Source organism: Microbacterium sp. PAMC22086 (genome assembly GCF_019443525.1).
In the GTDB taxonomy this organism is placed as follows: Bacteria; Actinomycetota; Actinomycetes; order Actinomycetales; family Microbacteriaceae; genus Microbacterium; species Microbacterium maritypicum.
On record NZ_CP080380.1, the window covers coordinates 2,755,888 to 2,782,593 of the forward strand.

25 protein-coding genes are annotated in these 26,706 nt (G+C 66.2%); 11 read left to right on the forward strand and 14 right to left on the reverse strand.

Annotated elements, in window-relative coordinates; all coding sequences use genetic code 11:
- Positions 1-136: 136 nt before the first annotated feature.
- Positions 137-1,591, reverse strand: coding sequence for a 30S ribosomal protein S1 (gene rpsA, locus KY497_RS13685; protein ID WP_017830264.1), 1,455 nt, complete (start codon positions 1,589-1,591; stop codon positions 137-139).
- A gap of 239 nt (positions 1,592-1,830) precedes the next feature.
- Between rpsA and KY497_RS13690 the strand changes: the two genes are divergently transcribed.
- Positions 1,831-2,388 carry a hypothetical protein gene (locus KY497_RS13690; RefSeq protein ID WP_219869271.1) on the forward strand — a complete coding sequence of 186 codons (558 nt, stop codon included), beginning with the start codon at positions 1,831-1,833 and terminating at the stop codon, positions 2,386-2,388.
- Between the two features lie 110 nt (positions 2,389-2,498).
- Positions 2,499-3,188: a hypothetical protein gene (locus KY497_RS13695; RefSeq protein WP_219869272.1), complete on the forward strand. Its 690-nt coding sequence runs from the start codon at positions 2,499-2,501 to the stop codon at positions 3,186-3,188.
- A gap of 15 nt (positions 3,189-3,203) precedes the next feature.
- Here KY497_RS13695 and KY497_RS13700 read toward each other — a convergent pair whose 3' ends face one another.
- The gene (locus KY497_RS13700; protein WP_219869273.1) at positions 3,204-3,929 is read right to left on the reverse strand and encodes a hypothetical protein; all 726 of its coding nucleotides are present in this window, start codon (positions 3,927-3,929) and stop codon (positions 3,204-3,206) included.
- An 89-nt stretch (positions 3,930-4,018) separates the two neighbouring features.
- Between KY497_RS13700 and KY497_RS13705 the strand changes: the two genes are divergently transcribed.
- Entirely contained in the window at positions 4,019-4,957 is a 939-nt protein-coding gene (locus KY497_RS13705; RefSeq protein ID WP_055869129.1) for a 5'-3' exonuclease, read from the forward strand.
- An 18-nt stretch (positions 4,958-4,975) separates the two neighbouring features.
- On the opposite strand, the gene KY497_RS13710 is transcribed toward KY497_RS13705, so the two are convergent.
- Complete coding sequence (locus tag KY497_RS13710) at positions 4,976-5,962, reverse strand: PHP domain-containing protein (protein WP_219869274.1); 987 nt, start codon at positions 5,960-5,962, stop codon at positions 4,976-4,978.
- Positions 5,963-5,964: 2 nt separating this feature from the next.
- On the reverse strand, positions 5,965-7,035 hold the full coding sequence (trpD, locus tag KY497_RS13715) for an anthranilate phosphoribosyltransferase (RefSeq protein ID WP_219869275.1): 1,071 nt from the start codon (positions 7,033-7,035) through the stop codon (positions 5,965-5,967).
- 288 nt (positions 7,036-7,323) lie between these two features.
- Between trpD and KY497_RS13720 the strand changes: the two genes are divergently transcribed.
- From KY497_RS13720 to KY497_RS13750, 7 genes are all read left to right on the forward strand, one after another.
- Entirely contained in the window at positions 7,324-7,881 is a 558-nt protein-coding gene (locus KY497_RS13720) for a heme-copper oxidase subunit III (protein WP_208323613.1), read from the forward strand.
- A 20-nt stretch (positions 7,882-7,901) separates the two neighbouring features.
- Positions 7,902-8,705 (forward strand): c-type cytochrome, encoded by an 804-nt coding sequence (locus KY497_RS13725; RefSeq protein ID WP_029258331.1) that lies wholly within the window; start codon positions 7,902-7,904, stop codon positions 8,703-8,705.
- A 36-nt stretch (positions 8,706-8,741) separates the two neighbouring features.
- Positions 8,742-9,818 carry a ubiquinol-cytochrome c reductase iron-sulfur subunit gene (locus KY497_RS13730; RefSeq protein ID WP_021201548.1) on the forward strand — a complete coding sequence of 359 codons (1,077 nt, stop codon included), beginning with the start codon at positions 8,742-8,744 and terminating at the stop codon, positions 9,816-9,818.
- Complete coding sequence (locus tag KY497_RS13735) at positions 9,815-11,626, forward strand: ubiquinol-cytochrome c reductase cytochrome b subunit (RefSeq protein ID WP_021201549.1); 1,812 nt, start codon at positions 9,815-9,817, stop codon at positions 11,624-11,626. The genes KY497_RS13730 and KY497_RS13735 overlap by 4 nt, the downstream gene beginning before the upstream one ends.
- Before the next feature lie 80 nt (positions 11,627-11,706).
- Positions 11,707-12,111 (forward strand): RidA family protein, encoded by a 405-nt coding sequence (locus tag KY497_RS13740; protein ID WP_219869276.1) that lies wholly within the window; start codon positions 11,707-11,709, stop codon positions 12,109-12,111.
- On the forward strand, positions 12,108-12,629 hold the full coding sequence (locus KY497_RS13745) for a GNAT family N-acetyltransferase (protein WP_218681905.1): 522 nt from the start codon (positions 12,108-12,110) through the stop codon (positions 12,627-12,629). Before KY497_RS13740 ends, KY497_RS13745 begins: the two co-directional genes overlap by 4 nt.
- A gap of 248 nt (positions 12,630-12,877) precedes the next feature.
- Positions 12,878-13,297 carry a rhodanese-like domain-containing protein gene (locus KY497_RS13750; RefSeq protein WP_218681906.1) on the forward strand — a complete coding sequence of 140 codons (420 nt, stop codon included), beginning with the start codon at positions 12,878-12,880 and terminating at the stop codon, positions 13,295-13,297.
- Positions 13,298-13,362: 65 nt separating this feature from the next.
- Here the strand turns inward: KY497_RS13750 and KY497_RS13755 are convergent, their stop codons facing one another.
- From KY497_RS13755 to KY497_RS13775, 5 genes are all read right to left on the reverse strand, one after another.
- Positions 13,363-13,797, reverse strand: coding sequence for a cytochrome c oxidase subunit 4 (locus tag KY497_RS13755; RefSeq protein ID WP_021201553.1), 435 nt, complete (start codon positions 13,795-13,797; stop codon positions 13,363-13,365).
- Positions 13,798-13,800: 3 nt separating this feature from the next.
- Positions 13,801-15,534: a cytochrome c oxidase subunit I gene (ctaD, locus tag KY497_RS13760; protein ID WP_021201554.1), complete on the reverse strand. Its 1,734-nt coding sequence runs from the start codon at positions 15,532-15,534 to the stop codon at positions 13,801-13,803.
- Between the two features lie 3 nt (positions 15,535-15,537).
- Entirely contained in the window at positions 15,538-16,440 is a 903-nt protein-coding gene (gene coxB, locus KY497_RS13765) for a cytochrome c oxidase subunit II (RefSeq protein WP_029258335.1), read from the reverse strand.
- A gap of 140 nt (positions 16,441-16,580) precedes the next feature.
- Positions 16,581-16,943 carry an iron-sulfur cluster insertion protein ErpA gene (erpA, locus tag KY497_RS13770; protein ID WP_017830247.1) on the reverse strand — a complete coding sequence of 121 codons (363 nt, stop codon included), beginning with the start codon at positions 16,941-16,943 and terminating at the stop codon, positions 16,581-16,583.
- A gap of 70 nt (positions 16,944-17,013) precedes the next feature.
- Entirely contained in the window at positions 17,014-18,417 is a 1,404-nt protein-coding gene (locus tag KY497_RS13775) for a dipeptidase (RefSeq protein WP_219869277.1), read from the reverse strand.
- 46 nt (positions 18,418-18,463) lie between these two features.
- On the opposite strand from KY497_RS13775, the gene KY497_RS13780 reads away from it, so the two are divergent.
- Positions 18,464-19,036, forward strand: coding sequence for a DUF3043 domain-containing protein (locus tag KY497_RS13780; RefSeq protein WP_017830245.1), 573 nt, complete (start codon positions 18,464-18,466; stop codon positions 19,034-19,036).
- Here the strand turns inward: KY497_RS13780 and KY497_RS13785 are convergent.
- The 5 genes from KY497_RS13785 to dnaE all read right to left on the reverse strand — a co-directional run bounded on the left by KY497_RS13785 (position 19,011) and on the right by dnaE (position 26,672).
- Positions 19,011-20,048: a quinone-dependent dihydroorotate dehydrogenase gene (locus KY497_RS13785; RefSeq protein ID WP_219869278.1), complete on the reverse strand. Its 1,038-nt coding sequence runs from the start codon at positions 20,046-20,048 to the stop codon at positions 19,011-19,013. The genes KY497_RS13780 and KY497_RS13785 overlap by 26 nt on opposite strands.
- A 10-nt stretch (positions 20,049-20,058) precedes the next feature.
- Positions 20,059-20,529 (reverse strand): transcriptional regulator NrdR, encoded by a 471-nt coding sequence (gene nrdR / locus KY497_RS13790; RefSeq protein ID WP_017830243.1) that lies wholly within the window; start codon positions 20,527-20,529, stop codon positions 20,059-20,061.
- Positions 20,530-20,539: 10 nt separating this feature from the next.
- Positions 20,540-21,844 (reverse strand): histidinol dehydrogenase, encoded by a 1,305-nt coding sequence (hisD, locus tag KY497_RS13795; protein ID WP_219869279.1) that lies wholly within the window; start codon positions 21,842-21,844, stop codon positions 20,540-20,542.
- A gap of 1 nt (position 21,845) precedes the next feature.
- Positions 21,846-23,081, reverse strand: coding sequence for a hypothetical protein (locus tag KY497_RS13800; protein WP_218682283.1), 1,236 nt, complete (start codon positions 23,079-23,081; stop codon positions 21,846-21,848).
- A gap of 72 nt (positions 23,082-23,153) precedes the next feature.
- Positions 23,154-26,672 carry a DNA polymerase III subunit alpha gene (dnaE, locus tag KY497_RS13805; protein WP_219869280.1) on the reverse strand — a complete coding sequence of 1,173 codons (3,519 nt, stop codon included), beginning with the start codon at positions 26,670-26,672 and terminating at the stop codon, positions 23,154-23,156.
- Between the last annotated feature and the right edge of the window lie 34 nt (positions 26,673-26,706).

Below are 26,706 nucleotides of genomic sequence, written 5' to 3' on the forward strand. Positions count from 1 at the left end.
ATGCTGGCCGAGTGGATCGATTGCTACGAATACCGGCGTAATGCTGCGTCACGCACGGGAATCCTCCACGCGGACATGCGAAACGGGCCGCCACACCCGCCCGAAGGCGAGGTGACGACCCGTTTCAGAATGCTGCTTACGCGTTGCCGCCCGAGAGCTTCTCGCGCAGAGCGGCGAGAGCCTCGTCGTCCGCGAGGGTACCGGCGCCGGCAGCCTCGCTGGTGAAGGACTGGCCACCGAAGTCGTCTCCGGCCGCAGCCTCGGCCTCGGCCGCCTTGACGACCTGAGCCTTGTGCGCCTCCCAGCGAGCCTGGGCTGCAGCGTACTCCTGCTCCCATGCCTCGCGCTGGGCGTCGAAGCCTTCCTTCCACGCACCGGTCTCGGCGTCGAAGCCCTCCGGGTACTTGTACTCGCCGTTCTCGTCGTACTCGGCGAGCATGCCGTACAGGGCCGGGTCGAACTCGGTGCCGTTGGGGTCGACCGACTCGTTGGCCTGCTTCAGCGACAGCGAGATGCGACGACGCTCGAGGTCGATGTCGATGACCTTGACGAAGACCTCTTCGCCGACCGACACGACCTGCTCAGCCAGCTCGACGTGCTTGCTGGAGAGCTCGGAGATGTGGACGAGGCCCTCGATGCCGTCTGCGACGCGGACGAACGCACCGAACGGGACGAGCTTGGTGACCTTACCCGGCGTGACCTGTCCGATCGCGTGGGTACGGGCGAAGACCTGCCACGGGTCCTCCTGCGTCGCCTTCAGCGACAGGGAGACGCGCTCGCGGTCGAGGTCGACCTCGAGGATCTCGACGGTGACCTCCTGGCCCACCTCGACGACCTCGGAGGCGTGCTCGATGTGCTTCCAGGACAGCTCGGAGACGTGCACGAGGCCGTCCACGCCGCCCAGGTCGACGAACGCACCGAAGTTGACGATCGACGAGACGACACCCTTGCGGACCTGACCCTTGTGCAGGTTGTTCAGGAACGTGGTGCGCGACTCCGACTGCGTCTGCTCGAGCAGCGCACGGCGGCTCAGGACGACGTTGTTGCGGTTCTTGTCGAGCTCGAGGATCTTGGCTTCGATCTCCTGGCCGAGGTACGGCGTGAGGTCGCGGACGCGGCGCAGCTCGATGAGCGAAGCCGGGAGGAAGCCACGGAGGCCGATGTCGACGATGAGTCCACCCTTGACGACCTCGATGACCGTACCGGTGACGACGCCGTCGTTCTCCTTGATCTTCTCGACGTCTCCCCAGGCACGCTCGTACTGTGCGCGCTTCTTGGAGAGGATCAGACGGCCTTCCTTGTCCTCCTTCTGGAGAACGAGGGCCTCGACCAGATCGCCGACAGCGACGACCTCGTTGGGGTCGACGTCGTGCTTGATCGAGAGCTCACGCGAGGGGATGACACCCTCGGTCTTGTAGCCGACATCGAGGAGGACCTCATCGCGGTCGATCTTGACGATCGTGCCTTCGATGATGTCGCCGTCGTTGAAGAACTTCAGGGTCTTCTCGACCGCGGCCAGGAAGTCCTCAGCAGATCCGATGTCGTTGATGGCGACCTGCTTGGTGGCCGGGGCGGTCGTTGCGGTAGTCATGTAGTGGGTTGTCCTTGTTGAATGGAGACTCGGGCTGGGAGGCAACGGCCGCGCACGGCCGACTGCATGCTTTACAGCAGTTGGATTTTGGTTTTCTCGCCACGAGGGCACGCGTATGCACGCCACGAGTGACAGTTAACGCTATCAGAAGTTCCGACACTGCAGGAGTCGGATTCCCCCGAGCATCGCGCTGTGGATAACTCACACGGGCCGTCGACCCTCCGGGTTACCGTGTCTGGGTGATCCCGCCGACAGCTTCCTCCGCCATTCCCCGTCGTTCCGGTGCGCTCATGATGGTCTCGATCGTCCTGATGCTCGCGGGCTGCGCGCCGACGCCCGAGCCGACACCCACTCCCACCGCGGCCTTCGCCTCGGAGGAAGAAGCCTTCGCCGCCGCAGAAGAGACGTATCGGGCCTACACGGATGCGGTAAACCAGGTCGACTTCAGCGACCCTTCGACATTCGACGCCGTGTACGTGCTGCTGTCCGGCGCAAGTGAAGCGTCAACGAGGAAGGTCTTTAGCGAGTTCTATGCTGCGAAGGCTCGCACGATCGGGATCACAAAGTACGACTCGTTCGCCGGAGCCTCCGCGGATCTCGCTAGCGGAACCATCTCAGCGAATGTCTGCATTGATGTAACCGAGGTCGACGTTGTCGACGAATCCGGCTCATCCGTAGTCTCTCCCGATCGACCCGCCCGACAACCCATGCTGGTCACCTTTGACGGAGCGCATGGCAGTGGACTCGTCACGATCTCAGCCCAAGATCCGACAGACACATTCACGTGCGCGTCGTAATCGCCTCCTTGTTGCTTCTCGTCCAGGTGCCTTTGTTGTCGGCGTCGGCAACTAGCTCCTGCAACGTGGCCGTCGCTTGGGTAGCTGGCTGCAGCAATAATGGCAACTCCTTGACCATCTCCGGCACGCAAACCCAGACCTCGTCCGACGGCCCCCGCGACAGCGCGCCGCGCCCCGACTCCCCGTCCTTTCCCGCCTTCCCCGTGCACGAGTTCGACTTCGACTCATGTCTCGACGACTGGAACAGCTCCCGCGGCTGCTTCCGCACCGTCATCGATGAGGAACCGTCGTCACCGGGCACCGACTCTCCTGCAGCCCCGGCGATCACGATCGACGACCTGGCGCAGTTCGCTCCGGATCCGGTCGCGAACGAGGGCGAGCCCGACAACGTCGGCGTGGCCGGGATGCCGACGAACTTCATCGCAGCGGCATCCGTGCACACGCGCTCTGGCACGCTTTTCGGCGCACCGCTCAGCGTGCGCTTCACGCCTGTCGGCTATGAGTTCGTGCACGGCGACGGCACGTCCGCCACTTCGAGCACAGGCGGACAGACGTGGTCGGCGCTCGGTCAATCACCGTTCACCCCCACTTCCACCAGCCATGTGTACAGCGAACGGGGCACGTACCAGGCGCACGTCACGGTCCGTTACGCCGCCGAAGTCGACCTCGGCGGCGGCTGGTTCCCAGTGGCCGGCGACCTCACGATCCGCGGCCCCGCGCGGGAGATACGCATCTTCGAGGCGCACACCGCGCTCGTGGCGTTCACCTGCGCGCAGCGACCGTCGGCACCCGGCTGCTGAGACGACGCACCCGGACTAGCGCACGGCGGTCACGACGACCGGAGCACCGTCCGCATCCACATAGCCTTCCAGCGTCAGCTTCGCATCCGCGGCGACGCCCTCCGCCGGCACGAACGTGACCTGCGGAACCAGATCCATCGTGCAGACCTGGTTCGCGCTCGGCTCCAGCCGGACGATCCCCTCCGTCTCGCTGACGACTTCGACGGTTCCGGCGGCCGGCGTACACGTCGACGACCCCCATGTCAGGATCGCGAGCTCGCGCTCATCGATCCACGTCGCCGCCGGTGCCTGCGGAGACATCCTGTCCGCAGGGATGATCTCCCCGTCCGCGAGCCCGGGCAGAGTGAGCTCGCTCTTCACGCCTGCCGCGTCGGTCACCGTCAGCTCCACCGGGCGTGAGGAATCGAACCCGGCCGGCAAGCCCATGTAGGTTCCGTGCGCGGTCTGCACGTCCGCACACGCCTCGTCCTCCCCGTCGACGTGCACGATCTCGAGGGACTGATCCCCCGCGACGATGTCCCCGATCTGCGGCACGCACGCATCGCCCCATGTCTTCAACACGAATGACGTTCCATCGAGCCACGCCGCCTTCGGGGCATATGACGTGTCAGAGGTGTTCGGATCGGACGTCGACTCCGGAACCGGAGAAGTTCCCGCCGACGTCGCGCATCCGGCCAGTGCCGCGGCGAGCACCACCCCGCCCAGGACGAGGGACGAGAACGTGCGAAGAGGAGCTTTCATACCCGTGAGTGTCCCCACCGAGCGGATCGTCTCAGTCTGCGACCGACAAGCGCCGGCCCGCGCCACGTGCCCGTGTCAGACTGTCGTTCGTGACCGATCGCCTCATGCTGCTCGACACCGCCAGCCTCTACTTCCGTGCCTTCTACGGCGTCCCCGACAAGGTGACCGCACCGGACGGCTCGCCGATCAACGCAGCACGCGGTCTGCTCGACATCATCGCTAAGCTCGTCACGCTCTACGAGCCCACTCATGTGGTCGCCTGCTGGGACGACGACTGGCGCCCGCAGTGGCGCGTCGACCTCATCCCCAGCTACAAGACGCACCGCGTCGTCGAAGTCGTCGAGAGCGGGCCAGACGTCGAAGAGGTTCCCGACCCTCTCGAAGCCCAGATCCCCCTCATCCGCGAGACGCTCGCGGCGATCGGGATCCCCATCGTCGGGGTCGCGGAGCACGAGGCCGACGACGTGATCGGCACGCTCGCGACCACCGCGACGATGCCGGTCGACATCGTCACGGGCGACCGTGACCTGTTCCAGCTCGTCGACGACGCCCGCGACGTGCGGGTAATCTACACCGCACGCGGCATGAGCAACCTCGAGATCGTGACCGATGCGACGGTGGTCGCGAAGTACGGCGTGCTCCCCTCGCAGTACGCCGACTTCGCCACCATGCGCGGCGATGCCTCAGACGGACTCCCCGGGGTGGCCGGCGTCGGCGAGAAGACCGCGGCGACCCTGCTCCAGGCGCACGCCGATCTCGAGGGCATCCGTGCCGCCGCGGAGGCAGGCGAGGGCATGAGCGCCGGAGTGCGTGCGAAGCTGCTCGCGGCATCCGCCTACCTCGATGTCGCGCCGACGGTGGTGGCCGTCGCCACCTCCCTCCCCCTCACCGCACCCGACGTTCCGCTTCGAGTGCTCGACCCCGCAGAGGTGGACGCGGCCACGGCACTCGCGGAGAAGTGGAACCTCGGCGGCTCCATGACGCGTGCGGTCGCCGCGGTGTCCAACGCCGCACTCAAAGCCGGCTGACAGGGCGACGGAGCGGGTCTACTCCGCCCAGGCGAGCAGACGCGAGAGCCCCCAGGTCGTCACGATCCGCGACGCGGGGATCCCCGCCCGCTCCGCGCGCTCGGCGCCGTGGTCCAGCAGTGAGAGCTGGCCGGGAGCATGAGCATCCGAATCGATGGAGAACAGGCATCCCGCCTCCAGGGCGATCGCGATCAGCTCATCCGGCGGATCCTGACGCTCAGGCCGGGAATTGATTTCGACGGCCACTCCGTTGTCGGCGCAGGCGGAGAAGACCGCTGCCGCATCGAACGCCGACTGCGGGCGCGCGCCCCGCTCGCCCTGTACGAGTCGACCTGTGCAGTGTCCGAGCACGTTCACCCTCGGGTGCGACACCGCGGCGATCATCCGCGCGGTCATCGGACGCGAGTGCATGCGCAGCTTGGAGTGGACCGATGCCACGACGATGTCGAGCTCGGCGAGCAGGTTGTCTTCCTGATCGAGCGCCCCGTCTTCGAGGATGTCGACCTCGATGCCGGTGAGAAGGGTGAAACCGTCGCCGGATTCCGCACGCACGAGGGGCATCTGCTCGCGCAGCCGCTCCGCAGAGAGCCCTCTGGCCACCCGAAGGCGTGGCGAGTGATCCGTGATCGCTTGATACTCGTGCCCGAGGGCGCGTGCAGCAGCAGCCATCACCGAGAGCGGAGTCGTTCCATCGGACCAGTCGGTATGCGCGTGCAGGTCGCCGCGGAGCTTCGCGCGAAGCTCGGAGACGCGCTCGGGTTCGACATCTCCCCGCAGCTCGACGAGGTAGTCGGGAACCTGCCCCGCCTGGGCCTGACGGATCACCGCGAACGTCGACTCGCCGATGCCCCTCGCCGCACGCAGTCGGGTGGGATCGGCGCGGACGTCGTCGGGAAGGTCCTGCAGTGTCGCCGCGGCCTGACGAAACGCCTTCGCTCGATAGCGCGACGCCCGCTCGCGCTCCAGCAGAGAGGCGATCTCCAGCAGCGCGTCGACGGGGTCCACGGTCACTCCTTCGGAGCAGCCAGTTCGCGACTCACCGAGATCCACTGGTCGAGCTTCGCTAGGGCGCGACCGTCGTCGACCGCCGCCGACGCCTTGTCGTAGCCTTCACGCAGGCGCTCCAGGATCGGCCGCTGCACCTGAGTGGCGTCCTGCGAGAGCTCGAAGGCGACGATGCCCGCCGCGGCGTTGAGCAGCACAATGTCACGCACGGCGCCGGTCTCCCCCGCCAAGGTGCGCCGGAGCACCTCCGCATTGTGCTGGGGCGAGCCGCCGATGAGGTCGGCGAGATCGGCGATCGGGATGCCGAGGTCGCGGGGGTCGAGGTCGTGCTCGTGGATGTCCCCGCGGGTGACCTCCCAGATGCGACTGTGTCCGGTGGTGGTGAGCTCGTCGAGTCCGTCATCGCCACGGAAGACGAGCGCCGTCGCACCACGGGTACGGAACACACCCGTGATCAGCGGGACGCGCTCGATCTGCGCGACGCCGACCGCGTTGGCCTCGGCACGAGCGGGGTTGCACAGCGGTCCGAGCATGTTGAAGACGGTCGGCACTCCCAGCTCCGCCCGCACGGGACCGGCGTGCTTGAAGCCCGGGTGGAAGGCTCCGGCCCAGGCGAAGGTGATGCCGGTGCGGTCGAGGATGGATGCGACGGCGGCAGGGTCGAGGGACAGCTCGAGCCCGAGGGCCCCCAGCACGTCGGAAGACCCGGAGGCGGAGCTCGCCGCGCGATTGCCGTGCTTGACCACGGGCACACCCGTCGCGCCGATGATGATCGCCGCCGTGGTCGAGACGTTCACCGTGCCGACTCGGTCACCGCCGGTTCCGACGATGTCCAGCACGTCGGGTGAGACGGGAAGGGGAACCGCAGCCTCGAGGATCGCATCGCGGAAGCCGACGATCTCGTCGATCGTCTCCCCCTTCGCACGGAGGGCTACGAGGAAGCCCGCCAACTGCGCTTCGGTGACGCCTCCCTGCATGATCTGACGCATGGCCCACGTGGACTCCCACACGCTGAGATCACGGCGCTCCAACAGAGAGGAGAGCACGTCGGACCAGGTCAGGGAATCAGCCATGTGTGCGATCCTATCGGCGCAGAGAAAACATGCAGATGCTTCCGAACACACGTGCACAGGGGCCTCACCCCTTGTTTCCCGCGGATTCACCGGGTATTCGCAGTGTTTTCTTAGGGTCCCCTAAGTCCAAGGCAGGCTATTCGAGGGCCGTCGGTGCAAGAATCACGCCCGCGGATCGGCCATAATGGAGGGGTGACGACCTCAGCGACGTATGCCCCGGCGGCGAGAACGATTAAGCGGCCCAACCCGGTAGCTGTCGGCACCATTGTGTGGCTCGGCAGTGAGGTGATGTTCTTCGCGGGACTCTTCGCGATCTACTTCACCCTCCGCAGCACCTCTCCGGAGCTGTGGGCGGCCCGGACCGAGCTGCTGAACGTCCCGTTCGCCGCAGTGAACACTGCGATCCTCGTACTCTCCTCGTTCACGTGCCAGATGGGCGTGTTCGCGGCAGAGGACCTGCAGCCCTACAAGATCGGCAAGGGACAGAAGAACGGCGCCGGACGCCGTCGCCTGTTCGGATGGGGAATGGTCGAGTGGTTCTTCCTCACCTTCGCCCTCGGCGCGATCTTCGTCTCCGGCCAGGTCTGGGAGTATGCCCAGCTCGTTGCTGAGGGCATGCCCATCAGCGCTGACTCGTACGCTTCCGCGTTCTACCTGACGACGGGCTTCCACGCCCTGCACGTCACCGGCGGACTGGTCGCGTTCCTGCTCGTCATCGGACGCGCTTACGCCGTCAAGAACTTCCGGCACAAGGAGGCGACCTCCTCGATCGTGGTGTCCTACTACTGGCACTTCGTCGACGTCGTCTGGATCGTGCTGTTCCTCGTTATCTACTTCCTGAAATAAGAGCGGAGCTGATCCCCGAGATGGCACGAGAGAAGAAGCGCCGTTCCAGCGGTCGTCGCAGCCCTTTGGCGGCGGCCGCGCTCATCGGCGCAGGCCTCATGATCACCGGCGCCGTGTACGCCGGCGCGACCGCTGCGTTCGCCGCGACCGACACCCAGTCGGCGGCGACCTCGCAGTTGACCGTGGAGGACGGCAAGAAGCTGTTCACGGCCAACTGCGCCACCTGCCACGGTCTCGACCTGCAGGGAACCGCCAACGGCCCCAGCCTCTACGGCGTGGGTGAGCTGGCGACCGAGTTCCAGCTCTCGACCGGCCGCATGCCTCTGCAGATGCAGGGCCCCCAGGCGCCGCAGAAGGCCCCGCAGTTCACCGAGGACCAGATCCTCGCGATCTCGTCCTTCGTCCAGTCCGAGGCTCCCGGCCCGACGTTCCCGTCGGACCACATCCTCGACGGCAAGGGCGATGTCTCCAACGGCGCCGAGCTGTTCCGCGTCAACTGCGCGATGTGCCACAACGTGGCCGCCGCGGGTGGAGCGCTCACCGAGGGCAAGTACGCCCCCGGACTCAGCGAGACCAGCGCGCTGCACATGTATGCCGCCATGGTCACCGGCCCCCAGAACATGCCGGTCTTCGGCGACATGAACCTGTCCGACGAAGACAAGCGCGACATCATCTCGGCGCTGCTCTTCCAGCAGCAGTCCGTGCAGATCGGTGGCTTCTCGCTGGGCTCGCTCGGTCCGGTCTCCGAAGGCCTGTTCGTGTGGATCTTCGGTATCGGCGCGCTCGTCGCCGTCACCGTGTGGATCACGGCGAAGTCCAACTGACGCTTAATCATCGAAGAGGAACGTACGAGGAGCACCATGGCACACGACGACGACTCGCAGGCTCTTGACAGGGCCTACCAGCCCTCTCCGGGGCTGGGTGTCGCAGTCAGCGATCCCGTGCAGAACCCCGGGCTTCCGCCGCACCGCGAGCGGATGACCGATAAGGACCCGCGCGCCGAGAAGGCCGCTGTCCGCACTGTCTACACGCTGTTCTATCTCTCGCTCGCCGGCAGCATCTGGGCGGTCGCCGCCTACATGCTGTTCCCGATCGAGAGCGGCGCGCTCATCGACATCCGGCAGAACAACCTCTTCATCGGTCTCGGCATCGCGCTCGCGCTGCTGGCCCTCGGCATCGGTGCCATCCACTGGTCCAAGGCCCTCATGTCCGACAAGGAGTTCATCGAGCACCGCCACCCCACCCGTGGCAAGGACTCCACGCGCGAAGCGGCCATCAAGGCCTTCTCCGACGCGAATGAGGAGTCGGGCTTCGGCCGTCGCTCGATGATCCGCAACTCGCTTTTCGCCGCGATCGTCGCCTCGATCATCCCCGGCGTGACGCTGTTCCGTGGCCTGGCGCCGCACTCCACTCCGGAAGACCCCACCGCGGGCGACCCGGTCGTGCTGCTCAAGCACACCATGTGGGAAGAGGGCGCGCGCCTGGTGCGCGATCCCGACGGCACCCCGATCCGCGCGGCTGACGTCACCCTGGGTTCGGCGTTCCACGTGATCCCGGAGGAACTCGCCACCCTCAGCCACAGCGACGGCTACCTCGAAGAGAAGGCCAAGGCCATCGTGCTGATGATGCGCCTGCGCCCCGAGCAGCTGATCGAGGCCGAGGACCGCAAGGACTGGTCCTACGACGGCATCGTCGCGTACTCCAAGGTCTGCACGCACGTCGGATGCCCTGTGGCTCTGTACGAGCAGCAGACCCACCACCTGCTGTGCCCGTGCCACCAGTCGCAGTTCGACGTCACGGACCATGCAAAGGTCATCTTCGGCCCGGCGGCTCGTCCGCTGCCGCAGCTGCCCATCACCGTCGATGACGAGGGCTACCTGGTCGCACGCAGCGACTTCAAGGAACCCGTCGGCCCGAGCTTCTGGGAGCGCCATTGAGCACCGCAACGCTGTCCAAAGAGGACAAGGACACCAAGGCGCCCCTCGGCGGTCGCTTCGTCGGTGCCGCGTCGAACTACATCGATGAGCGCACCAGCCTCTCCGGCTTCGTCAAGGAGCTCGGACGCAAGATCTTCCCCGACCACTGGTCGTTCATGCTCGGCGAGATCGCGCTCTGGAGCTTCGTCGTGGTGTTCCTCTCCGGAACCTTCCTGACGTTCTTCTTCCAGGCGTCCATGGTCGAGACCCACTACACCGGCGCCTACGCTCCGATGCGGGGTATCGAGATGTCCGCGGCGCTCGAGTCGTCGCTGCACATCTCCTTCGATCTGCGCGGTGGACTCCTGGTCCGGCAGATCCACCACTGGGCCGCCCTCGTGTTCATCGCCGGCATCGGCGTGCACATGCTCCGCGTGTTCTTCACCGGTGCCTTCCGCAAGCCGCGTGAGCTCAACTGGGTGATCGGCTTCATCCTCTTCATCCTCGCGATGGCCGAGGGCTTCACCGGATACTCGCTTCCCGACGACCTGCTCTCGGGCAACGGCCTCCGCATCATCGACGGCATGATCAAGGGTCTCCCCCTGATCGGCACCTGGACCTCGTTCCTCCTCTTCGGTGGCGAGTTCCCGGGTACCGACATCGTCGGACGCCTGTACACGCTGCACATCCTGCTGCTGCCGATGCTCGTCATCGCGCTGATCGTGGTGCACCTGATGCTCATGATCATCAACAAGCACACGCAGTTCGCCGGCCCGGGCCGCACGAACGACAACGTCGTGGGCTACCCGATGATGCCGGTGTACATGTCCAAGATGGGCGGATACCTGTTCATCGTCTTCGGCACCATCGTGTTGATCGCGACGTTCTTCCAGATCAACCCGATCTGGAACTACGGTCCGTACGACCCGTCCCCTGTCTCTGCCGGCACCCAGCCCGACTGGTACATCGGCTTCGCCGACGGCGCCCTGCGTCTGGCACCGTCGAACTGGGACATCGTCTTCCTCGACCACACCTGGTCGTTCGGCATCATCGCCCCGGTTCTGGTCCTCGGCCTGTTCATCGTGGCGGTGGCGATCTACCCCTTCATCGAGGCGTGGGTCACCGGAGACAAGCGCGAGCACCACATCGCACAGCGCCCGCGCAACGCCGCGACGCGCACGGCGATCGGTGTGGCCGGCGTCATCTTCTACGCCGTCCTCTGGGCCGCGGCATCGTCCGACCTCATCGCGACGCACTTCATGCTCACGATGGAGGGCGTGATCCACACGCTGCAGGCCCTGCTCTTCCTCGGGCCGATCCTGGGTTACTTCGTCACGAAGCGCATCTGCATCGCGCTGCAGAAGAAGGACCGCGAGATCGTGCTGCACGGTTTCGAGTCCGGCCGCATCGTCCGCCTCCCCGGTGGCGAGTTCATCGAGGTGCACCAGCCGGTCGACAAGTACGACCGCTGGAAGCTGATCGACGTCGACACTTACGAGCCCCTCGTGGTGCGCCCCAATGACAAGGGCCGCATCCCGTGGACCGAGAACCTCCGTTCCTCGATCTCCCGTTGGTTCTTCGAGGACCGTCTCGCCCCGCTCACGCAGGCCGAGGTCGAGGCGGCGGATGCTCACCAGCACCACGTCACGGCCCACAACGACGAGACCGAGGCTGCAGAGATCCAGGGCGCCCACGAGCGCGCAGGATTCCCTGACGCCCCGCTCACGGTCGATGAGACCCACGTCGACGAGACGCCGAACACGCCGAGCACGGTCATCGCGACCGAGCCGGTGAAGAAGCCTCGCAAGAAGTCGGAGGATGGCGAGTAGTCGCCACTCCCCCACTGATGAAGGCCTCGTCCCTGCGGACGGGGCCTTCATCGTTAATCCCCTAATGAGAGGATCGATCCATGTCGTCCGTCGTCCAGCTGATCCGCGGCACCGCCCTCGCCGAAGTCCCCTACGCCTACGCCGCGACCGCACCGGCCGGCTCACGCCTGATCTTCCTCGCCGGCGCGTGCCCGCTGAACGACGATGGCACGACTGCTGCACCCGGCGACTACGCCGCTCAGGCGGCCAAGTGCGTAGAGACCCTCCAGGGGGCGCTCGAGATCGCCGGCGCGACCATGACGGACGTCATCAGCACGCGGGTACTCGTGGCCTCCTCATCGCAGGCCGACCTCGTCGCGGCCTGGGATGTCATCCATGCGGCTTTCGGCGCGCACGACGTGCCCAGCACGCTCCTGGGCGTGACGGTGCTCGGCTACGACGACCAGCTGGTCGAGATCGAAGCGATCGCGGCTGTCTCCGAATGAGCATCAACGTCGTCGTCCGCCCGGCCGCGCCCGACGATGACGCGGCGACGGAACAGATCGAAGTGGCCGCCGATGCCCTCCTCATCGAACGGTTCGGAGCCGTCGACTGGCCTCCCCCGACGCCCCCGCAGGAACGCGCGTCGATGCCGGGCTTCGTCCTCGTCGCCGAACACCACGACGGGACCACCACGACGCCGGTCGTCGTGGGCTTCGTGCACGTGCTGGAGCTCGACGGCCACGCGCATCTCGAGCAGCTCTCGGTGCTTCCCTCTTACGGACGCCAGGGTATCGGTCGTGAGCTCGTCACGGCCGCGCTCACGGAATCGCGCCTCCGGGGTCATACCGAGATCACCCTTCGCACCTACATCGACGTGCCCTGGAACGCCCCCTTCTACACGTCCTGCGGCTTCGTCGTGAGCGAGCCGGACACCCCACTGCTCCGAGATCTGGTCCAGGTCGAATCCGCGCTGGGCCTCTTCGAGCACGGACCGCGCACGCAGATGACGGCTGTGCTCTGATTCACGGCTGTGCTCTGATTCACGGCTGTGCTCTGATTCACGGCTGTGCTCTGATCCACGGATGTGCTCCGATCGGTAGCAGTACGTCGATCGTCGAACGCGCCGCGATCGACGACGGCACCTCTGCCGCTGACCTCGCCCGGCCGCACTGGCTGGCGTATACCCCCGGCTCCGGCATTGACCGCAATCCGTCGCTGAGCGACTGGATTCCACCGGATGGTTCTCGCGTGTCTCCGTAGGCTGGAATCATGATCGATCGTGCCGAGTTCTACGCAGCCAAGTTGACCTATGAGACAGACCCCAGCGATGTGCACACGGCGCTCAAGGCCGGCGAGAACATCGTCGTCGTCGACGTCCGCTCCGACGAGGCGTGGGCCCAGGGGCGGATCGCCGGTGCCGTGCACATGCACTACAGCGAGATCGCCTCGCGTGCTGCCACCGAGATCCCCGAGGGTACGGACGTGGTCGTCTACTGCTGGAGCCCCGGCTGCAACGCCGGCGCCAAGGGCGCGCTCGAGTTCGCCCGCCTCGGATACGCCGTACGCGAGATGATCGGCGGTTTCGAGTACTGGGTCCGGGAGGGTTACGCGGTCGAAGACAGCGATGGCGTCCACCACCGCCCCGTGGATCCGTTGACCGGCATCGCACGCATCCGCGCCCACGCCTGATCACGGCCCCGGCGCACGAAGAAGGCCCCCGGATTCCTCCGGGGGCCTTCTTCAGTGCAGCTGGGTCAGCGGGCGAAGTTGCCGCGGTAGTACTCGTACACCCAGCCGACGATCGCGACGACGAAGATCGCGAGGCCGATCGGCAGGAGGAAGTGCCCGACCGCGAGCCCCACGACGAAGACTCCCGCCGAGGCAGCGAGGACGATGGGCCACCAGGACCACGGGCTGAACTCGCCGAGCTCCGGGTCACCGTCGTCGATGTCGGAGGTCAGGATGTCTTCGGGCAGCTCACCACGCTGCGCCTTGTGAGTGCGATCGAGATAGAACGCGATCATCGCTGCCATGAAGGCGGCGAAGAACAGGGCGACCGTACCGACCCACTCGATTCGCATCGCGAAGTTGTCGTTCGGTGTGGCCAGGATGTGCCAACCGGTGTAGACGACTCCGACGAGAGCGAAGAACGCCGTCAGGATCCACCAGAGAATGACGTTGTCGCGCATGACTTAGTGGGCCTCTCGCTCGCCGGGAGCCGTCGTGGCGAACTCCGCAGCCTCCGGGTGATTCAGGTCGAACGCAGGCCGCTCGCTGCGGATGCGCGGGATCGACGTGAAGTTGTGACGCGGGGGCGGGCAGGACGTCGCCCACTCGAGCGATCCGCCGTAGCCCCACGGGTCGTTGACCGTGACCTTCGGCGCCTTGCGGGCGGTGATCCAGACGTTCAGGAAGAACGGCAGCATCGAAGCGCCCAGGATGATGGCACCGATCGTCGAGACCTGGTTCTGCCAGGTCCATCCGTCGGCCTCCGAGTAGTCGGCGTAACGACGCACCATGCCGTCGACGCCCAGCCAGTGCTGGATGAGGAAGGTCATGTGGAAGCCGATGAACAGAAGCCAGAAGTGCACGTAGCCGAGACGCTCGTTCAGCATGCGTCCGGTCCACTTCGGCCACCAGAAGTAGAAGCCGGCGAACATGGCGAACACCACGGTTCCGAACACCACGTAGTGGAAGTGGGCGACCACGAAGTACGAGTCGGAGAGGGCGAAGTCCAGCGGCGGAGCCGCGAGGATGACACCGGTCAGACCACCGAAGACGAACGACACGAGGAACCCGAGAGCGAAGACCATCGGAGTCTCGAAGGTGACCGACCCTCGCCAGAGGGTACCGATCCAGTTGAAGATCTTCACACCCGTCGGCACGGCGATCAGCATCGTCATGAGCGCGAAGAACGGCAGCAGGACCGAGCCCGTCACATACATGTGGTGAGCCCACACCGCGACCGAGAGAGCGGCGATGGCGATCGTCGCGTAGACGAGGGTCTTGTATCCGAAGATCGGCTTGCGGCTGAAGACCGGGAAGATCTCGGAGACGATACCGAAGAACGGCAGCGCGATGATGTACACCTCGGGGTGACCGAAGAACCAGAACAGGTGCTGCCAGAGCAGAACGCCGCCGTTGGCCGGGTCGTAGATGTGAGCACCGAGGATGCGGTCGGCCGCCGCGGCGAAGATGGCTGCGGCAAGCACCGGGAACGCCATCAGGATCAGGAGGCTCGTGATGAGCGTGTTCCACGAGAAGATCGGCATGCGCCACATCGTCATACCGGGGGCACGCATCGTGATGATCGTGGTGATGAAGTTGACGGCACCGAGGATCGTTCCGAATCCGGAGATGCCGAGACCCACCATCCAGAGGTTTCCACCCGCACCCGGCGAGAACGATGCCCCTGCCAACGGCTGATAGGCGAACCACCCGAAGGATGCCGCGCCCTGCGGGGTGAGGAAGCCGGCCACCGCGATCGTGGAACCGAACAGGAAGAGCCAGAAGGCGAAGGCGTTCAGACGCGGGAAGGCGACGTCAGGGGCGCCGATCTGCAGGGGCAGGATCGCGTTGGCGAAGCCGGCGAACAGCGGCGTCGCGAACATCAGCAGCATGATCGTGCCGTGCATCGTGAACAGCTGGTTGTACTGCTCCTTGGTCGGGATGATCTGCATACCCGGCGCGAACAGCTCGGCACGGATGACGAGTGCCATCACACCGCCGAGGAGGAAGAACATCACCGACGCGATCAGGTACATGTACCCGATGGTCTTGTGGTCGGTGGAGGTGATCCACTTGACGACGATGTTGCCCTTCTGCTCGACGCGCGAGGAGCTCATGAGAGCGGCCTGGCGTGCGGGCAGAGTCTGGGGACGCGAGCGGGGAGACTCGTCGGTACGGGGAGCTTCTGTGGTCGACATGGCTTACTCCCCTCCTTCCTCGGTGTCGGTCTTCGGGGTGGTCCCCGGAAGGTTCGAGAGACGGTCGTAGGCGCCGGTGATGTCACCGGTGTTGCCCTGCTCCTCGAGCGACGCGAGGTAGGAGTCGTACTCGCTCTGCGAGACGACCTTCACGTTGAAGAGCATCATCGAGTGGTACTCACCGCAGAGCTCGGCGCACTTGCCGGCGTACTCGCCCTCACGGGTGGGGATGAACGACCAGGAGTTGTCCTTCCCGATGAACATGTCCTTCTTGTACAGGAAGTCGATGATCCAGAAGGAGTGGATGACGTCGCGCGACTGAAGGTTGATCGTGACCTTCTTGTCGACCGGCAGCACCAGCGTCGGCAGCTGCGCCTGATCGATGTTGCCGTCCTTGTCGGGCTGGGCCTGGATGCCCATGGTCCACACAGCGTCGGAGTTGTCCTTCTCGTCTCCGTCGTACTGGAAGTCCCACGCCCACTGCTTCGCGATGGCGGTGATCTCGACGTCGGGCTCGTCCCACTTGGCCTCGATCTCCGTCTGATCGCGAGCGGTGAAGAAGAACATGCCCAGAACCAGGATGAGCGGCACGATCGTGTAGAAGATCTCGATCGGCATGTTGTAGCGCATCTGCACCGGGAGACCGGTCTGGCCCTTGCGACGGCGGTAGGCGATCGCCGCCCAGGCCATCAGGCCCCAGGTGATGATGCCGACGGCGAGAAGCACGATCCACGAGTTGACCCAGAGCGACGAGACACGCTCGGTCTGGTTGGTGGCCGCGGGTCCACCCTCCACGAAGCCCGGAAGAAAGCCGTTCAGCTCGGTGGGAGAGCATCCCGCCAGGGCCAAGGCTGCCGCAACTCCCACAGGGAGGGCGGCCCAACGAAGGCTGCGTTTCGAGGGCACGATGCACCTTTCAGATCGCGAACAGAGCACACCCAAGTCTAGGGCAACCTCACACCTGATTCATGCCATCCACGCAGGTTGTGGAACCAGAACGGCCGCCGTCACCGATGGTGACGGCGGCCGAGTCGGCAGAGCGAGGATCAGTGGAAGCTGTCGCCGCAGGCGCAGCTGCCCGCTGCATTGGGGTTGTCGATCGTGAACCCCTGCTCGGAGATCGTGTCCTTGAAGTCGATCGCCGCACCGTCGAGGTACGGGACGCTCATGTTGTCGATGATCACCTCGACGCCGTCGAAGTCGACCGTCTCGTCGCCCTCGAGATAGCGCTCGTCGAAGTACAGCTGGTAGATCAGGCCCGAGCATCCGCCCGGCTGCACGGCGACACGCAGACGCAGGTCGTCGCGGCCTTCCTGCTCGAGGAGGTTCTTCACCTTCGTGGCAGCAGCGTCGGTCAGGGTGACGCCGTGTGCGCGGGTGGTCTCTGGGGAGAGTGTGGTGTCGCTCATGTCGCTCCTTGTGACGGGCCGCAGGTGCACGGCTTCTCGGATGATTCTACCGCCGCAGATGCTGTGAGGCTCAGAGTTCTGCGGCATTCATGCGAGCGAGCAGCAGCGCCTCGGTCGCGACCGCGTGGCGGAAGGTGTCGAGGTGCAGCGACTCATTCGGGCTGTGCGCGCGCGAATGCGGGTCCTCGACACCAGTGACGAGGATCTGTGCAGCGGGGAATTCCCGCACCAGGTCGGCGATGAACGGGATCGATCCACCCACGCCCAGGTCCACCGGAGGCACCCCGTACCCGTCGCGCATCGCGTCCCGGGTCAGCGCGACCGCCCAGCCGCTGGTGTCCACGAGGAAACCGTCGCCGAGGTCGACATCCGAGAAGGTGAGCTGGGCACCGAAAGGTGCGTGCGCGCGGAGGTGGCGCTCCAAGGCCTCGTATGCGTCCTGGCCGCTCTGGCCAGGAGCCACGCGAGCACTGATCACGACGGTGACTTCGGGGAGCAGCGTATTGGAGGCTGCCGCCACGCTGGTGGCGTCGATCCCGATCACCGTGACCGACGGCTTGTTCCAGATCCGGCTGAGGATGCTGCCGTCCCCGATGGGAGTAGTGCCGGGAAGGAGTCCTGCTTCGTCCCGCAGCGTCTCCTCGGTGTAGTCGGGGGTGGGGGCGTCGCGCTCGGTCATACCCTCGACCGCCACCGAGCCGTCGGCGTTCCACAGCGTGGACAGCAGCGTGACGGTCGCCATCATCGCGTCGGGCACGGCGCCGCCGAACATTCCGGAGTGCGAGGCGTGGTCCAGGGTGCGCACGCGCATCGTGAACCGGGCGTTGCCGCGGAGGGAGACGGTGAGACCGGGAGTCACGGAGTCCCAGTTGCCCGAGTCGGCCACGACGATGGCGTCGGCGCGGAGAGCATCCTTGTTGTCGGAGAGGAACTGGGCGAACGAACGGGACCCGTACTCCTCCTCCCCTTCGATGAACATCGCGATGCCGAGGTCGAGGTCATCGCCGAGCACCTCGCTCACCGCGCGGATCGAGGCGATATGCGACATGATGCCGGCCTTGTCGTCGGCCGCACCGCGCCCGTAGAGACGCCCGTCGCGCACCGTCGGCTCGAACGGCGGGGTCTCCCAGAGGGCATCGTCTCCCGGAGGCTGCACGTCGTGGTGCGCGTACAGAAGGATCGTGGGCTTGCCGTTGCGGGCCGCGCGCGTGGCGAGGACGGCCGGCTGCCCCTGCTCGTCGGTGCCGGGAATCGCGGCGCGGAGGACGCGCACCTCGTCGAAGACTCCGGTGCCCGACGCCAGCGCGGCCACGGCTTCCGCGCTGCGCTCCAGCTGGGTCTGATCGAACGCGGGCCAGGCCATCCCCGGAATGCGCACGAGGTGGCCGAGGCCCGACAGCGATGACGGGATCCCGGTCGCCACCGCCTCGAGGACGGCGGCATCGGACTCACGGGGAGGAACAGGAGAGGTCATGCGAGTAATCTTAAGGTGATCCCCCGCCGGCGAACCGAGGAACTCCGTGTCCACTACCCCTACCTCCCCTTCCACGAACGACGACACCCCCGAGACGACTGCCGTCGGCAAGGGGCGCGCGACGCCGACCCGTGCGGAGCAGGAGGCAGCTCGTCGCCGCCCCCTGGTCGCCAACACCAAGGAGGCGAAGGCGGCCGCGAAGGCGGAGCTCAACGAGCGTCGCGCACGAGCGCAGGCCGGCATGGCCGCCGGCGAGGAGAAGTACCTCCCGGTCCGCGACAAGGGCCCGCAGCGCCGCTGGGTCCGCGACTACGTGGATGCGGGCTGGCACCCGGCCGAGTTCGTGATGGGAGTGATGGTCCTGGTCATCCTCGCCTCGCTGGTGCCGGCGAACACGGTCATCTCGTTCTACGCGTACATCGTGATGATGGGTTACCTCGTCATCGCGATCGGCGGCATGATCCTGCTCGGCATGCGCGTCAAGCGCAAGGCCGCGGCGAAGTTCGGCAAGGAGCGTCTCGAGCGCGGTCTGGGCTGGTACGCCGCGATGCGCGCCCTGCAGATGCGATTCATGCGTCTGCCGAAGCCGCAGGTCAAGCGCGGCCAGTACCCCGACTGATCAGTCCCCTGTTGATCTCCCGGCCCCAGAACGGGCCGCGGTACAGGAAAGCGGTGTAGCCCTGCACGAGGGTCGCACCGGCCGCAAGGCGCTCCTGCACGTCGGATGGCGTCTCCACTCCCCCGACGGCGATCACGCAGAAGTCGGCGGGAACGGCTTCGCGCACGACGCGAAGGACTTCGAGCGAGCGCTTCTTCAGCGGTGCACCGGACAGTCCTCCCGCGCCTGCAGCCTCGACCGTCGCGGGATCCGTGAGCAGACCGTCTCGGCTGATGGTGGTGTTGTGCGCGATGATTCCCGCGAGTCCCTCAGCGACGGACATCTGGGCGATCGCCGTGATCTCCTCGTCGGAAAGATCCGGTGCGATCTTGACGAGCAGCGGTGTGGCGCCGGAAGCCTCTCGAACGGCGCGCAGCAGCGGAGCCAGCGTCTCCACCGCTTGCAGTCCTCGCAGACCCGGAGTGTTCGGCGACGACACGTTCACGGCCAGGTAGTCGGCGAGCGGAGCGAGCCGCGTCGCCGAGGCCACGTAGTCCGCTGTCGCATCCTCGACCTCGACCACGCGGCTCTTGCCGATGTTGACCCCGATGATCGTGTCAGGCGCGCCGCGCCGCAGGCGGGCGAGCCTGCGCGCCGCCGCATCCGCTCCGGCGTTGTTGAAGCCCATCCGATTGATCACGGCGCGATCCGCGATGAGACGGAAAAGCCGCGGCCTCGGGTTCCCCTCCTGCGCGATCGCGGTCACGGTGCCGACTTCCACATGTCCGAAGCCGAGAGCGGCGAGTCCTCGCACGCCGACCGCGTTCTTGTCGAAGCCCGCGGCGACGCCGAACGGCGAGGGGAAGGTGAGACCGAGCGCCTCGACGCGCAGCGACGGGTTAGGGCGCGTGATCGCGCGCGTGGCCCACGAGAACGGAGGCACACCGAGCACGCGGATCACCGCCATACCGGCGTGGTGGGCGAACTCGGGATCGAAGCGCGAGAGGACAGCGCGGAAGAGCAGCGGATACATCCCTGCCAGATTACCGCTCCTCGGACTCCCGCTTCGTGTGGTCGGCGCGCAGATCTGTGATCGCGGCCTCGAAATCCTCGAGCGAGTCGAAGGCCTGGTAGACACTGGCGAAGCGCAGGAACGCGACCTCATCGAGGTCACGCAGCGGACCGAGGATGGCGAGACCGATCTCGTTGGTGTCGAGCTGCGACACCCCTGTCTGTCGGACGGCCTCCTCCACGCGCTGTGCGAGCACCGCGAGGTCGCCCTCCGTCACCGGGCGTCCTTGGCAGGCCTTCCGCACACCCGTGATGACCTTCTCCCGACTGAACGGCTCCATCACACCGGAACGCTTGATCACGTTGAGACTCGCGGTCTCGGTCGTCGTGAAACGGCCGCCGCACTCCGGGCACTGTCGACGACGCCTGATCGAGAGCCCGTCGTCGCTCGTGCGTGAATCGATGACGCGGGAGTCGGGGTGTCGACAGAAGGGGCAGTGCATCTGACCGATCCTACGCGGTGAAACGGGCCTCGATCGCTTCACCGTGCGCGGGAAGCACCTCGGTGTCGGCGAGGGCGACGACCCCGGCGCGCACGGCCGCCAGCGCAGCCCTGTCGTAGGAGATCACCTGCTGCGGTCGAAGGAAGGTGTACGAGCCGAGCCCGGGAGCATAGCGAGCCTGTCCCCCGGTCGGCAGCACGTGATTGCTGCCCGCCATGTAGTCACCGAGGCTCACCGGCGTCTGGTCGCCGACGAAGACGGCTCCGGCGCTGGTGAAGTCGGCGGCCGCCTCTTCGGCATCCACGCGGTGCAGTTCGAGGTGCTCCGGCGCATAGGCGTTGCTGAACGCCGTGGCCATGGCCCTGTCGTCGACGAGGACGATGGCGGACTGAGGCCCCGACAGCGCGGCGGCGACGCGTTCGCTGTGCCGGGTGATCGCGGCGATCCGCTGCACCTCGACGGCGACCTGTTCTGCGAGCTCGGCCGCGTCGGTGACAAGCACGGCGGACGCCTGCTCATCGTGCTCGGCCTGGCTCACGAGGTCGGCGGCGATGAGACGCGGATCCGCGTGTGCATCGGCGACCACGAGGATCTCCGTCGCCCCGGCTTCCGAGTCCGTGCCGACGACGCCGGCGACGGCACGTTTGGCCGACGCGACATAGTTGTTGCCCGGCCCGGACACGACATCGACCGGATCGAGGCCGAGCGACGGCACGCCGTACGCCAGGGCGCCGATCGCGCCGGCGCCGCCCATCGCGTACACCTCGGTCACACCCAGCAGCGCTGCTGCCGCGAGGATGGTCGGGTGGATTCTTCCACCCTGATCTGCCTGCGGCGGCGAAGCCAGGGCGATCTCCTGGACGCCGGCGACCTGCGCGGGGACGACGTTCATGATCACGCTCGACGGGTAGACGGCCTTGCCGCCGGGAATGTACACGCCCACACGGTGGACCGGTTGCCAACGCTGCGTGATGACTGCTCCCTCGCCGATCCTGGTGACCTGTGTGGCGGGGACCTGCGCGGCGGACGCGAGACGGACTCGGCGGATGGCCTCCTCGAGCGCGCTGCGCACCTCGGGAGCGAGCTCCGCGAGAGCCGTGGTGATGTGCTCGGCGGGCACCCGCACGGCGTGGTCCGTGACCGCGTCGAAACGCTCGGCCTGCTCGCGAAGAGCGGCCTCGCCGCGGTCACGCACGTCCTCGACGATGCGTGCGGCGGTGTCGAGTGCTTCGGCACGTGCCTGGGTCGCCCGGGGTACTGCGGCGAGCATGCCTGCGGGCGAGAGCTCGCGCCCTCGCAGATCGATGGTGCGCATTTCAGCCCTTCGTGATGTCGGAGATGTCGTGGAGGTAGCCGATCCGTCCGTCGTCATGTCGGACAACAAACGCACCCCCACGGTCCTCGATCACGAGAGCCCAGGCGTTCGGACCGATACGGAAAAGCGGTTCGCCCCGCTCGTCGTGGACGTCGCGCTCAGAGGGCGCGAGGATCCAGAACGGCTGTGCCACCGCGGCGGTCTCACGCGGGTTCGTCGCCTCGAGATCGGCATCGGTCACGCCCTCGAGCAGCAGCGGCGCAGGCTCTTCCTCGACCGCGCCCGTCTCGTAGGTCGCGGCCGTCTCCAGCAGGGACTCGATGCTTCCGGTGTCCGAGACGATCTCCGGCTCCTGTCCACGCGAACGGCGCGAATAGGCCGGCACATACTCCTCGTCGGTGCTCTCCTGCTCGGTGCCGATGCCGCCGCCCGAGGCGTGCGCCGTCAGCGGCACCTGTGCAGCCAGGTCGAAACGAGCGATCTCGTCGGTCGCCTGCTGACCCGATGCCTCGTCGTCGAGCGCGACGACGAGGGGGGACGCGGAGCCGTCCGCGATGACGTCGGTCGGGCTCTCGGCGTGCGCCTCGGGTGCGGCGGAGGATGCCGCCGAGGCGGATGTGTCGACGGATTCTTCGGAGCCTTCCGGGACCGGCACGGGTTCAGGACGCGGTCTCGCAATGACGGGGCGCACCGGATTCGCGTTGCGGTGGGCGAGAGTCACCAGGCGACCGTGGAAGTCTTCCTTCAATCCCGGGATGATCGGGGCGAAGACCGTGAGGACGACGAGAGCCAGGGAGGTGATGACCATGGCCACCCCGTTCCACGGGAGGCTCCAGTTCCCGGTGGACACCACAGCGGAGATCGCGAGCCAGAGGCTGCCGGCCCAGACCGTCGCCGACACGGAGAAGGCGACCGAGGCGAACTGATCGATGCCGAGCGAACCGACCCGGCGGATGCCCTCGGGCGAGAATCGGCGCAGCACCAGCAGGAAGACCGCGACCGTCGGGAGCGCGACCGGGAGCACCCATTGGATGCCGACACTCCACAGCGAGAGGTCGCCGATCAGCGGGAAGAACGAGAACACGAACGACAGCAGCCAGACGCCGACGATGAGCAGCTCCCGCAGCGTGAATCCGAGGATGCCGAACTCAGGGGTGACCTCTTCGTCGTACAGGACACCGTCATCGTCGCCGAAAACCTCGTCCTCTGGTTCTGCTTCGGGGAGATCCGTGCTCATGCGTGGTCCTTTCGTCACAGGGCTCGACGGGGTGATTCGTCGTGCTGCCGACGGCTCACGATCCTACCCCGCTCACCCGAGGCAGGTGGGTCCGAGCAGTGACTTGAGGTCACCGAACAGATCCGCGGACACCTTGACCGGCATGGGCACTTCGAAGACCTTCGCCGTGCCGCCACGGTGCACGCGAAGCAGTACCTCGGTGTCGCCGTTGTGTCGTCGCAGCACTTCCGCGAGCTCCATCATCACGCGCTCGGTTGCTCTCTGCTCGGCCAGGACCAATGCCAGAGGGCCGGCAGCATCGAAGGAGCCCACATCGGGTGCGAATGCGGACTGCGCATGGAGGTTGAGCCCGTCGTCGCGCCGGGACACCCGCCCGCGGACAGCGAGGATCGCGTCCTGCTGCAGCGTGTGCTGGAACTCGGTATAGGTCTTCCCCATGAACATCACGGTGACCTCGCCGTTGAAGTCCTCGACGGTGATCATGCCGTAGGGGTTTCCACTCGCCTTGGCGACACGATGCTGCACGCTGGTCACGAGGCCCGCCACCGTCACCTGGTCGCCGTCCTGCAGGTCTTCGGAGTTGTTGAGGTCATGGATCGAGATCGATGCGTGCTTCGCGAGCGGGACCTCGAGGCCCGCCAGAGGGTGGTCCGACACATAGAGGCCGAGCATCTCGCGCTCGAAGGCGAGCTTGTCCTTCTTGACCCACTCGGGACGCGCGGGGACCTTCGCCGGGGCGGCCTCGTCCATGCCGTCATAGAGACTGTCGAAGTCGAATCCGATCGCGCCCTGTGCTTCGTTGCGCTTGCGGTCGACGGCCGCCTCCACCGCATCTTCGTGCACCTCCATGAGCGCGCGACGAGAGTCGCCCATCGAGTCGAAGGCTCCGGCCTTGATCAGCGATTCGATGGTGCGCTTGTTCGACACGTGCAGCGGCACTTTGTCGAGGAAGTGATGGAACGAGGTGAAGCGCTCATCCTTGCGGGCCTGCACGATGCCTTCGACGACGTTGCTGCCGACGTTGCGCACGGCCCCCAGGCCGAAGCGGATGTCGTCGCCGACGGCGGCGAAGAAGTTGATCGAGTCGGACACATCCGGCGGGAGCACCTTGATGCCCATTCGGCGGCACTCGTTCAGGTACAGCGCCATCTTGTCCTTGGAGTCGCCGACGCTGGTGAGCAGCGCTGCCATGTACTCGGCGGGATAGTGCGCCTTGAGGTAGGCCGTCCAATACGACACGAGGCCGTATGCGGCGGAGTGCGCTTTGTTGAAGGCGTAGTCCGAGAACGGCAGCAGGATGTCCCACAGCGCCTTGATGGCCGCCTCACCGAAGCCGCGCTCCGTCATGCCGCCCGCGAAGCCCTCGTACTGCTTGTCGAGCTCGGACTTCTTCTTCTTGCCCATCGCGCGGCGCAGGATGTCTGCCTGTCCGAGGCTGAACCCGGCGACCGCCTGGGCGATCGCCATGACCTGCTCCTGGTAGATGATGAGCCCGTAGGACTCCTCCAGGATCTCGGCGAGCGGCGCTTCCAGCTCGGGGTGGATCGGGGTGATCTCCTGCACCCCGTTCTTACGCAGCGCGTAGTTCGTGTGCGAGTTGGCACCCATGGGGCCTGGTCGATACAGGGCGATGAGTGCCGAGATGTCACCGAAGTTGTCAGGCTTCATCAGGCGCATGAGAGAACGCAGTGGCGGACTGTCGAGCTGGAAGACACCCAGGGTGTCACCACGGGCGAGCAGCTGATACACGCCGGGGTCGTCGAGGCCGAGATGTTCGAGATCTAGCTCTTCGCCACGGTTCGTGCGGATGTTGTCGAGGGCATCCGAGATGATCGTGAGGTTGCGGAGCCCCAGGAAGTCCATCTTGATCAGGCCGAGAGATTCGCACGACGGGTAGTCGAACTGCGTGACGATCTGCCCGTCCTGCTCGCGTCGCATGATCGGGATGATGTCGAGCAGCGGATCCGACGACATGATCACGCCGGCGGCATGCACGCCCCACTGGCGCTTCAGACCCTCGAGCCCCAGCGCGCGGTCGAAGACCGTCTTCGCCTCGGGATCGGTATCGATCAGCGTGCGGAATTCGCTCGCCTCCTTGTACCGGGGGTGTGCCGAGTCGAACATGCCGTCGAGGGGCATGTCCTTGCCCATCACGGGCGGCGGCATCGCCTTCGTGAGCCGCTCCCCCATGCTGAACGGGAAGCCGAGCACACGACCGGCATCCTTCAACGCCTGCTTTGACTTGATCGTTCCGTACGTGACGATCTGCGCGACGCGCTCGGATCCGTACCTCTCCGTGACGTAGTCGATGACCTCGCCGCGGCGCCGGTCATCGAAGTCGACGTCGAAGTCGGGCATGGAGACACGGTCGGGGTTGAGGAAGCGCTCGAAGATGAGTCCGTGCTCGAGCGGGTCGAGGTCGGTGATCTTCATCGCGTAAGCGACCATCGAGCCGGCACCGGAGCCACGACCCGGCCCCACGCGGATGCCGTTGTCCTTCGCCCAGTTGATGAAGTCGGCGACGACGAGGAAGTACCCGGGGAAGCCCATCTGCAGGATGATGCCGGTCTCGTACTCGGCCTGCTTGCGCACCTTGTCGGGGATGCCGCCGGGATACCGGTAGTGCAGGCCCGCCTCGACCTCCTTGATGAGCCAGCTGTCCTCGGTCTCGCCGTCGGGAACCGGGAAGCGCGGCATGTAGTTGGCCGAGGTGTTGAACTCGACCTCGCAGCGCTCGGCGATCAGCAGCGTGTTGTCGCAGGCCTCGGGGTGGTCGCGGAACAGCTGGCGCATCTCGGCCGCGGTCTTGATGTAGTACCCGTCGCCGTCGAACTTGAACCGGTTCGGGTCGTCCATCGTCGAGCCCGACTGCACGCACAGCAGCGCCTCGTGCGCGTCTGCCTCGTGCTGATGCGTGTAGTGCGAGTCGTTGGTGGCGACCAACGGGATGTTGAGGTCTTTCGAGAGCCGCAGCAGATCGGTCATCACGCGCCGCTCGATCGACAGCCCGTGATCCATGATCTCGGCGAAGTAGTTCTCCTTGCCGAAGATGTCCTGGAACTCCGCCGCTGCCGCCCGCGCCGCGTCGTACTGGCCCAGCCGGAGCCTCGTCTGCACCTCACCCGACGGGCACCCCGTCGTCGCGATGATCCCCTTGCCATAAGTCTGGAGCAGTTCGCGGTCCATGCGGGGCTTGAAGTAGTAGCCCTCCATACTCGACCGGGAACTGATGCGGAAGAGGTTGTGCATGCCCTCGGTGCTCTGGCTCCACATGGTCATGTGGGTGTAGGCGCCGGAGCCCGAGACGTCGTCGCTCTTCTGGTCGGGCGAGCCCCACTGCACACGCGTCTTGTCGCTGCGGTGCGTGCCGGGGGTCATGTACGCCTCAAGCCCGATGATCGGCTTGATGCCCGCGTTGCGCGCCGCGTTGTAGAACTCGAAAGCCGCGAAGGTGTTGCCGTGATCGGTCACCGCGATGGCCGGCATCTTGTAGTCGGCGGCTGCCTGGGTCATCGCGTTGATCTTCGCCGCACCGTCGAGCATCGAGTACTCGCTGTGCACGTGCAGGTGGACGAAAGAGTCGGATGCCATGCCTTCGATTCTACGGCGGGGCCCCGACACCGGA